The sequence below is a fragment of the Achromobacter sp. 413638 genome, from assembly GCF_043119405.1.
Classification (GTDB): domain Bacteria; phylum Pseudomonadota; class Gammaproteobacteria; order Burkholderiales; family Burkholderiaceae_B; genus Achromobacter.
Map to the genome: position 1 here is coordinate 18811 of NZ_JBICCO010000090.1, position 9004 is coordinate 27814.

Annotated in this window: 9 protein-coding genes; 8 read left to right on the plus strand and 1 reads right to left on the minus strand. The window is 68.6% G+C overall.

Annotated features, from left to right (window positions below; genetic code table 11):
* Positions 1–65 precede the first annotated feature (65 nt).
* Positions 66–1532 (minus strand): indoleacetamide hydrolase, encoded by a 1467-nt coding sequence (iaaH, locus tag ACEU5R_RS26770; RefSeq protein ID WP_392412776.1) that lies wholly within the window; start codon positions 1530–1532, stop codon positions 66–68.
* A gap of 178 nt (positions 1533–1710) precedes the next feature.
* Between iaaH and ACEU5R_RS26775 the strand changes: the two genes are divergently transcribed.
* From ACEU5R_RS26775 to manD, 8 genes are all read left to right on the plus strand, one after another.
* The gene (locus ACEU5R_RS26775; protein WP_103272242.1) at positions 1711–2439 is read left to right on the plus strand and encodes a FadR/GntR family transcriptional regulator; all 729 of its coding nucleotides are present in this window, start codon (positions 1711–1713) and stop codon (positions 2437–2439) included.
* A 126-nt stretch (positions 2440–2565) separates the two neighbouring features.
* Positions 2566–3414 (plus strand): substrate-binding periplasmic protein, encoded by an 849-nt coding sequence (locus ACEU5R_RS26780; RefSeq protein WP_392412778.1) that lies wholly within the window; start codon positions 2566–2568, stop codon positions 3412–3414.
* Positions 3415–3545: 131 nt separating this feature from the next.
* Positions 3546–4394 (plus strand): transporter substrate-binding domain-containing protein, encoded by an 849-nt coding sequence (locus ACEU5R_RS26785; protein WP_392412779.1) that lies wholly within the window; start codon positions 3546–3548, stop codon positions 4392–4394.
* 139 nt (positions 4395–4533) lie between these two features.
* Positions 4534–5571: an L-idonate 5-dehydrogenase gene (locus ACEU5R_RS26790; RefSeq protein WP_212319632.1), complete on the plus strand. Its 1038-nt coding sequence runs from the start codon at positions 4534–4536 to the stop codon at positions 5569–5571.
* Positions 5572–5598: 27 nt separating this feature from the next.
* The gene (locus ACEU5R_RS26795; RefSeq protein ID WP_392412781.1) at positions 5599–6264 is read left to right on the plus strand and encodes an amino acid ABC transporter permease; all 666 of its coding nucleotides are present in this window, start codon (positions 5599–5601) and stop codon (positions 6262–6264) included.
* Entirely contained in the window at positions 6261–6920 is a 660-nt protein-coding gene (locus ACEU5R_RS26800) for an amino acid ABC transporter permease (protein WP_392412782.1), read from the plus strand. The genes ACEU5R_RS26795 and ACEU5R_RS26800 overlap by 4 nt, the downstream gene beginning before the upstream one ends.
* A gap of 11 nt (positions 6921–6931) precedes the next feature.
* Positions 6932–7720, plus strand: coding sequence for an amino acid ABC transporter ATP-binding protein (locus tag ACEU5R_RS26805; protein WP_392412784.1), 789 nt, complete (start codon positions 6932–6934; stop codon positions 7718–7720).
* Positions 7721–7783: 63 nt separating this feature from the next.
* A complete protein-coding gene (gene manD, locus ACEU5R_RS26810; protein ID WP_392412783.1) occupies positions 7784–8995 on the plus strand; it encodes a D-mannonate dehydratase ManD in 1212 nt (403 codons plus the stop codon).
* Positions 8996–9004 lie beyond the last annotated feature (9 nt).

Consider the following 9004-nt stretch of genomic DNA (forward strand, 5'->3'; position numbering starts at 1 on the left):
CCCGACACTGTCGGGGAAATGTTCCGACGCAGGTTCCGACGCGGCAGGCGTTCGCCGCGCGAGCTTCAGCCCGCCGGCGGCGCCAGCCTGCCCAGCACGGCCTCCAGCGCCAAGCCGATGGACAGCACCTTGCGGTCCTCGCCCGGCAGGCCGTCGATCTCCAAGCCCACCGGCAAGCCTGTCGCCGACAGCCCCGCCGGGATGTTCAGGCCGGGCAGGCCGGCGTTGCTGCCGGGGTCCGTGTTGCGGATCAGGCGCATGAAGTGCTCGATGCCGCTGGCCTGCGCATCGGCCGCGATCGGCAGCATGGGCAGCGTGGGGAACAGCAGCGCGTCCAGGCGATGGCCGGCGAAGGCGTTCCGGTAGGCCGCGATCAGCGCGTCGCGGTGCGTGGCCAGGGCGGCTTCGTACAGCGGCGTCATCGGCGTGGGCGCGCCGTCCGGGCCGGGCAGGGTCACCGGCATGATCATGCCGTCGAAGAGGCCCTTCACATCAGGGCTGGCGATGGCCGCCACCACCTGCGTGATATCCACGCCGGTTTCATAGCGTTCCAGGTACGCGGTCAGATCGGTCTTCGCCTCGTGCAGGCAGACCGGCATGCTGACGGCCGCGTTGGCCTCGGCCAGTCCCGGCGTCTCCAGCGCGATGAGTTCCACGCCGGCGCCGCGCAGCTTGTCCAGCGCGGCCCGCGTGACGCGTTCCACTTCCGGTTCCAGCCCGGCCCAGAAACCCGACGGCAGGCCCAGCCGCAGGCCGGCGGCGGGCAGCGTCTGCGCCGGCTGGCCCTCGCCCGCCAGGATCGCGTCCAGCAGCGCGATGTCTTCCATGCTGGCCGCCAGCGGTCCCGGCGTGTCGCGGGTATGCGAGATCGGCGTGATGCCGGCGCCGGCATAGCGACCCACGCTGGGACGGAAGCCGGCCACGCCGTTGAGCGCGGCCGGCAGGCGCACCGAGGCGCCGGTATCCGTGCCCAGCGCGGCGGGCGCCAGACGCGCGCCCACCGCCGCGCCGCTGCCCGAGGACGAGCCGCCGGCGATGCGGCTGGGGTCATAGGCATTGCGCGTGCCCGGGCCCTGCGGGCCGGGGTAGGCATGGTTGTAGCCGGACGCGCCGAAGGCCAGTTCATGCATATGGGTCTTGCCCAGGATCACCGCGCCAGCCTCGCGCAGCCGGCGCAGCACGGGCGCGTCCTCGGTCGGACGGAAATGCTTGAGCGCCGGCGTGCCGGCGGTATTGGGCAGCCCGGCCACGTGGATGTTGTCCTTGATGGCGACGGGCACGCCGTGCAGCGGACCTTGCGGCCGCCCGGCGGCGCGGGCCTCGTCACAGGCGCGGGCCTGGGCCAGCGCGCCGTCCCGGTCCACGGTGATGAAAGCGTTCAGGTCCTGGCGCGCGTCGATGCGGTCCAGGTAGGCGCGGGTCAGGTCCAGGCTGGACAGCCGGCCCTCGCGGATCAGCGCGGCGGCTTGGATCACGGTCAGTTCGGGGGCCTGGCCCGGAGCGGGCAGGGGCGTGCGGGACGTGTCGGTCATGCGGTCTCCTCGCGGCGTTGCGATGTCGGGGGATGCGTGATGCGGATCCTTCTCCGGGCTCGTATCTTATCGGCAGCGCCACGGGATCGTTATTTGGTCTACCACTTGTATTCTGGTAAACCATGATAGTGAAAAGTGGTGAACCAATTAGAATTTGGTCTAACCAATTTAAGAAACCATGAACCTGCAACTGATCCCCAAGCCCGAAGAGCCCGCGCAAAAGCCGGGACTGGACCGCGCCTATCTGCGTCTGGCCTCCCAGATCCAGGCCCTGGTGGTCCAGGGAGAATTCGCGGTCGGCCAGCGCCTGCCGGCCGAGCGCGCGCTGGCCGAGCGCTTCGATGTCAGCCGCACCTCGCTGCGCGAAGCCATCATCGCGCTGGAGCTGCAGGGCGTGGTCGAGGTGCGCGGCGGATCGGGCATCTATGTCTGCGAGCCCAAGCCGGGCGTGGCGCGCCTGCCCATGGCACAGGAGCCCGGCGCCGGCCCGTTCGAACTGCTGCGCGCGCGCTGCCTGATCGAATCCGAGATCGCAGGGCTGGCCGCCACCACCCGCAAGGACGCGGACCTGGACCGCATGTTCGAGGCCCTGAGCACCATGCGCGAGCAGATGATGGACAAGGTCGCCAACGAAGAGGCCGACCGGCGTTTTCACCTGTACATCGCGCAGTCCACCGGCAACAGCGTGCTGCAAGCCACCGTGGCGTCCATGTGGGACCAGGCGCGCGGCCCCGTCTGGGAAAAAATCGAGCAGCACTTCCACACGCAGGAATTGCGCCAGGCCTCGCAGGAAGACCATCAACGCATCTTCGCCGCGCTGGTGGCGGGCGATGGCGACGCGGCCCGGCTGGCCATGCGCGGCCATCTGGAGCGCGTGATCGGTGAATTCGCGCAGGGGTGGCGCTGATGCGGACCCGCGACGCGACCCTACGACATGGCCCCATGAGGCGGCCTTAGCAGGCGGCCCCCCGGAACGAGCAGGGAAGATACCTTGCCGGCCGGAATCGGGCCCATCAAGACCAGGAGACAAGACATGCAGCGACATTACAAGGGGAGCGGCGCATGGCGCCGCTGGGCGGCGGCCGCGCTGCTCGCGGCCGCCAGCGCGGCCGGGGCGCAGGAAGCGCCCGCGCCGGGCCAGAGTCCGCGCGTGGACGCCATCCGCAAGGCAGGCGAATTGCGCGTGGGCGTGCTGCAGAACGCGCCCTGGTTGATCCAGGACGTGTCCGGCAAGAGCGGCGAGGCCTGGAGCGGTCCCGCCTGGCTGCTGGCCAGGGAGTATGCGCGGCGCCTGGGCGTGAAGCTGACGCCGGTGCCCGTGTCGCATGAGACCAAGGTGCCGGTGCTGGCCGCCAATCAGGTCGACATGACCATCAGCCCGCTGGCCGAAACGCCGGAACGGCTGAAGGTGGTGGACTTCGTGCTGTATTCGGCCACCAGCGTCTGCATGTTCGGCCGCGCCGGCAACGACAAGCTGGCCCAGGTCAGATCCGTGGACGACCTGAACCGTCCCGGCATCACCATCGCCTATTTCACCGGCGGGGCCGAGGAAGCCTGGGTCAAGCAGCGCTTCCCCAATGCCACGCTGCGCGCCGTCGCCAATTCCGGCGCCACCGCGCCGATCGAGGAAATCATGGCGCGCCGCGCCGACGCCGCGCCCATCAACCGCGTGCCCTGGGTCGGCCTCAAGCGCAAGGTGCCCGGATTGCAGGTGTTTCCCGCCGAGGCCAATTGCCAGCAGAGCACCGAGAAGGCTTCGCCGGTGGGGCTGGCCGTCGACAAGGGGCAGGACGCCTACCTCGCCTGGCTGCGGCAGGTTGCGGTTTCGATGAAGCCCCAGCTGGACGCCGACGAAACGCGCGTCATCGAGCAGTTGCCTTAAGCCTTCAATCGCGGCTCACCCCGCTACCCAACCGCAACACAGGAACGCCGCGCGCCGCGCGGCTCCGGCGACGCCGCCGGCGGCTGCACGCGCCCGTGACGGATACGCCGTCCCACACTAGGAGACATGACATGCAACAGCGCTTTTCCCGCCGCGCCACCGCGCGACTGGCCCTCTCGGCCATCGTCCTGGCCGGCGCCAGCTTCTCGGCCCGGGCCCAGACGCCGCCCGAACCCGGCGCCAGCGAACGCATCGACGCCATCCGCAAGGCCGGCGTGCTGCGAGTGGGCGTGGTCAACAACCCGCCCTGGCTGGTGCAGAACACCTCGGGCTCGGGCGAGCCGTGGATGGGCTCGTCGTGGACGCTGGGCAAGGAGTTCGCCAAGCTGTTGGGCGTGAAGATGGTGCCGGTGCAGGTCAGCCATGAAACCAAGGTGCCGGCGCTCATCGCCAACCAGATGGACATCATGATCGGACCGCTCAACGAGAACGCCGAGCGCGCCAAGATCATCGACTTCGTCACCTTCTCCAGCACCAGCGTGTGCATGTTCGGCCTGGCCTCCAATCCGAAATTCACCGGCGTCACGAAGGTCGAGGACTTCAACCGCCCCGAGATCACCATGGCCTATTTCTCCGGCGCAGGGGAAGAGCCGCTGGTGCGCGAGCAGTTCTCCAAGGCCAAGCTGCGCGGCGTGGCCAACTCGGGTTCGGTCGCGCCGATCGAGGAAGTGCTGGCCGGCCGCTCGGACGTGGCGCCGCTGAACCGCATGCTCTGGCCCAGCATCAGCAAGAAGGTCAAGGGCCTGGCGGTCTTCCCCAAGGACAACAACTGCCAGGACAGCAAGATCTTCGAGATCCAGGCTGGCATGGGCGTGGCCAAGAACCAGCCCGTGTACCTGGAATGGCTGCGCAAGGTCGAGGCCCGCATGCACCCCGAACTGGCCGCCGAAGAGCGCCGCATGACCTTGGAGCTGAAGTAGGCCCCCCCGAAGCGCTGCGCGCTTCCCTCAGGGGGCATGTCTACGGACCGGCGGAGCCGGCTCCGTGACATCCCGATTGGGGGCGACTGTCTGCTTCCAGGGCGTTGGCGCGGTGAATAACTGAAACGAGTATGACTTCATGCTGAATTGCGAAATCCATGGCGCGCAGGACCTGCGCCTGACGGAAGTGGCGCCCGAGGCGCTGGGCCCCACGCAGGTGCGCGTGGGCGTGAAGGCCGTGGGCATCTGCGGCTCGGACCTGCACTACTACCGGCACGGCAGGGTGGGCGACTTCGTCATCCGCGAACCGCTGACGCCCGGCCACGAGGCCTCGGGCCAGGTGCTGGAAGTGGGCGCGGCGGTGACGCGGGTCAAGCCCGGCGACCGCGTGGCGCTGGACCCGGCACGCACCTGCGGCGTGTGCCGCTATTGCCGCCAGGGCGATTCCAACCACTGCGAGGCCGTGCATTTTTTCGGCAGCGCCAGCCGCTATCCGCACATGCAGGGCGCGATGCGCGAGCAGGTCGTGGTGCAGGAAAGTCAATGCCTGCCGGTGCCGGACAGCCTGTCCTTCGAGCTGGCCGCTTTCGGCGAGCCGCTGGCGGTGGCGCTGCACGCGGTGCGCAGCGCCGGCACGCTGCTGGGCAAGACGGCGATGGTGGTGGGCGCCGGCCCCATCGGGGCGCTGGTCGTGATGGCGGCCCGGCTGGCCGGCGCCAGCCACGTCATCGCGGTGGACATCGTCGACCAGACGCTGGCCGCCTGCGCGCGGGTGGGCGCCACGCGCACCATCAACGCCGCCACCGATCCCGGCGCGCTGGACGAGCTGGCGGCGGGCAAGGGCACGGTGGACGTGTGCTTCGAGGCGTCCGGCAACTATGCCGGCCTGGCCAACTGCATCCGCGCGGCGCGCCCGCGCGGCACCATCGTCACGGTGGGCACGCTGTCCGGCAGCAGCGCCGATTGCCCGTTCAACCAGATCATGGTCAAGAGCCTGACCTGTGTCGGCAGCTTCCGCTTCGTCGATGAGTACGCCTGGGCCGTGGATTACCTGAGCCGCGGACTGCTGGACGTGTCGCCGCTGCTGAGCGCGGCCGTGCCGGTGCGTCAGGCGCACGAGGCCTTCGCGCTGGCGGCCGACCGGACCCAGGCCATGAAAGTGATGGTGACGTTCTAGGAACGCGCCGGGACTCGCGGAGACCGCATGGATTTCGATTTCTCTCCCATCGTCGACAACTGGCGCTTCTTCGCCGGCGGGCTGGGCACGACCGTCGCGCTCAGCGCGGCGGCGGCCGTGTCCAGCATCCTGCTGGGCCTGGCGATCGCGCTGCTGCGCCTGTACGGGCCGCGCTGGCTGCGGCCGCTGCTGGTGTTCTACATCGACAGCATGCGCGCCATCCCGGTGCTGGTGGTGCTGGTGTGGATCTACTTCGCGCTGCCGCTGCTGGCCGGCGTGAACTTCGCGCCGTTCTGGGCCGCGCTGGTGGCGCTGACCCTGCACATCGCGGCCTACGCGGCCGAGGTGGTGCGCGCCGGCATCGAGTCGGTGCGGCCCGGCCAGATGCGCGCCGGGTTGGCGCTGGGCATGTCGCGCGCCCAGGCGCTGCGCAAGATCATCCTGCCGCAGGCCATCGTGCGCATGCTGCCGGCCTTCGGCTCGGTGCTGACCGTGGCCATCAAGGACACGGCCATCGCCACCGTGATCGCCGTGCCCGAGCTGATGCACAAGGCCGAGACCATCGCCGGACAGAGTTACCGCCCGATCGAAGTCTACACCGCCGTGCTGGTCGCCTACTTCGTGATCCTGTTCCCGGTCACGCGCGGGGTGGACCGGCTGTACCAACGCTACGCACACCTGGGGCGCTCATGAATCTGGATTGGGGAATTGTCTGGGACTCGCGTCACGCGCTGCTGGAAGGCGCCGGCATGACCGTCCTGCTCACGGTGGCCACCATGGTGCTGGCCGTGCCCGGCGGCATCCTGCTGGCGCTGATGCGGCTGTCGTCCAACCGCCTGGCCAGCAAGGCCGCCACCGTCTTCGTGGAGTTTTTCCGCAACCTGCCGCTGATCCTGGTGATCTATTGGGCGTTCTACGTCATGCCCATGGCGCTGGATGTGCAGCTCTCGCCCTTGACGACCGCGCTGGTGGCGCTGGTGCTGAACATCTCGGCCTACAACTCCGAGACCTTCCGCGCCGGCATCAATTCCATCCGCAAGGGTCAGATGGAAGCGGCGCTGGCGATGGGCATGTCGCGGCGCCAGGCCATGTTCAAGGTACTGATCCCGCAGGCGGCGCGGCGCGTGCTGCCGGTGCTGGCCAGCACCTGGGTCTCGCTGTTCAAGGACACCTCGCTGGTGTCGGTGATCGCGGTGAGCGAGCTGGCCTACGCCTCGATGCAGATCCGCGCGCAGTCCTTCCGCGTGCTGGAAATGCTGACCGCGATGGCGGCGATCTACTGGCTGATGGGCTATCCCCAGGCCAAGCTGGTCGACTGGATCCACCGCAAGTACGGAGTCAAGGAATGAACGACATGATCATGGAACGCACGGCGCAGGCCGATCAGGCCGCGCGCAAGGGGGCTGATAAGCCGCCAGTGCTGGTGTACGAGAACGTGCGCAAGACCTACGGCGATTTCGTCGCGCTCAACGGCGTGTCGCTGCAGGTCAACAAGGGCGAGGTGATGTGCCTGATCGGGCCCAGCGGCTCGGGCAAGTCCACGCTCCTGCGCTGCACCAACGCGCTGGAAAAGCTGGACGGCGGCCGCGTGCTGCTGGACGGCGCCGTGGTGCCGGACACGGAGCCCGAGGTGCGGCGCGTGCGCCAGCGCATGGGCATGGTGTTCCAGAGCTTCGAACTGTTCCCGCACAAGTCGGCGCTGGACAACGTCGCCATGGGGCCGATCACGGTGCTGGGCATGGCGCCCGAGGCCGCCCGCGCCCGCGCCATGGCGCTGCTGGAAAAGGTGGGTCTGGCGGCCAAGGCCGGCAACTTCCCGGCCAACCTGTCCGGCGGCCAGCAGCAGCGCGTGGCCATCGCCCGCGCGCTGGCGATGGAGCCCGAGGTGATGCTGTTCGACGAACCGACGTCCGCGCTGGATCCCGAGACCGTGGGCGAAGTGCTCAACGTGATGAAGAAGCTGGCGCAGGAAGGCATGACCATGATCGTCGTGACCCATGAAATGAGTTTCGCGCGGCGGGTGGCCAACTGGGTGGTGGTGTTCGAGAACGGCGCCATTCTGGAACAAGGCCCGCCGACGCAGATTTTCGACCACCCGCAGGTCGCCCGCACCCGCGACTTCCTCAGCCACCTGGGCTGGGAAGGCTAGGGCTGCCCTGCCGCAACCGATACAGGCCCAGCGCGGCCATTACCCGTCCACCCGGAACCCAAGATGAAAATTACGAACGCACGCGTGATCGTTTGCTCTCCCGGCCGCAATTTCGTGACGCTGAAGATCGAGACCGACCAGGGCCTGACCGGCATCGGCGACGCCACCCTGAACGGCCGCGAGCTGGCGGTGTCGGCCTATCTGACCGAACACGTCATCCCCTGCCTGATCGGCCGCGACGCGCACCAGATCGAGGACATCTGGCAGTACCTGTACAAAGGCGCCTACTGGCGTCGCGGCCCGGTCACCATGACCGCCATCGCCGCCGTCGACACCGCGCTGTGGGACCTGAAGGCCAAGGCCGCCGGCCTGCCGCTGTACCAGCTGCTGGGCGGCAAGAGCCGTTCCGGCGTGATGGTCTACGGCCACGCCAACGGCTCGGACATCGAGCACACCGTCGACGAGGTGCTGCGCTACGCCGACATGGGCTACCGCGCGATCCGCGCGCAGAGCGGCGTGCCCGGCCTGGACAAGGTCTACGGCGTGGGCCGGGGCAATCTGTTCTACGAACCCGCCGACAGCGACCTGCCCAGCGAGCACGACTGGTCCACCGAGAAGTACCTGCGCCACGCGCCCAAGCTGTTCGAGCGCATCCGCGAAAAACTCGGCTTCGAACACCATCTGCTGCACGACGTGCATCATCGCCTGACTCCGATCGAGGCCGGCCGGCTGGGCAAGTCGCTGGAACCCTACAACCTGTTCTGGATGGAAGACGCCACGCCGGCCGAGAACCAGGAAGCCTTCCGCCTGATCCGCCAGCACACCACCACGCCGCTGGCCGTGGGCGAGATCTTCAACAGCATCTGGGACTGCAAGGACCTGGTGCAGAACCAGCTGATCGACTACATCCGGACCACGGTCGTGCATGCCGGCGGCATCACGCACCTGCGCCGCATCGCCGACCTGGCCTCGCTCTACCAGGTGCGCACCGGCTGCCACGGCGCCACCGACCTGTCGCCGGCCTGCATGGGGGCGGCGCTGCACTTCGACCTGTGGGTGCCGAACTTCGGCATCCAGGAATACATGCGCCACACCGAGGAGACCGACGCCGTCTTCCCGCACGCCTATACCTTCAAGGACGGCATGCTGTATCCGGGCGACGCGCCGGGCCATGGCGTGGAGATCGACGAAAAGCTGGCGGCCCGGTATCCGTACAAGCGCGCCTACCTGCCCGTGAACCGCCTGCAGCAGGACGGCACGCTATGGAACTGGTAGGGCGGCTGC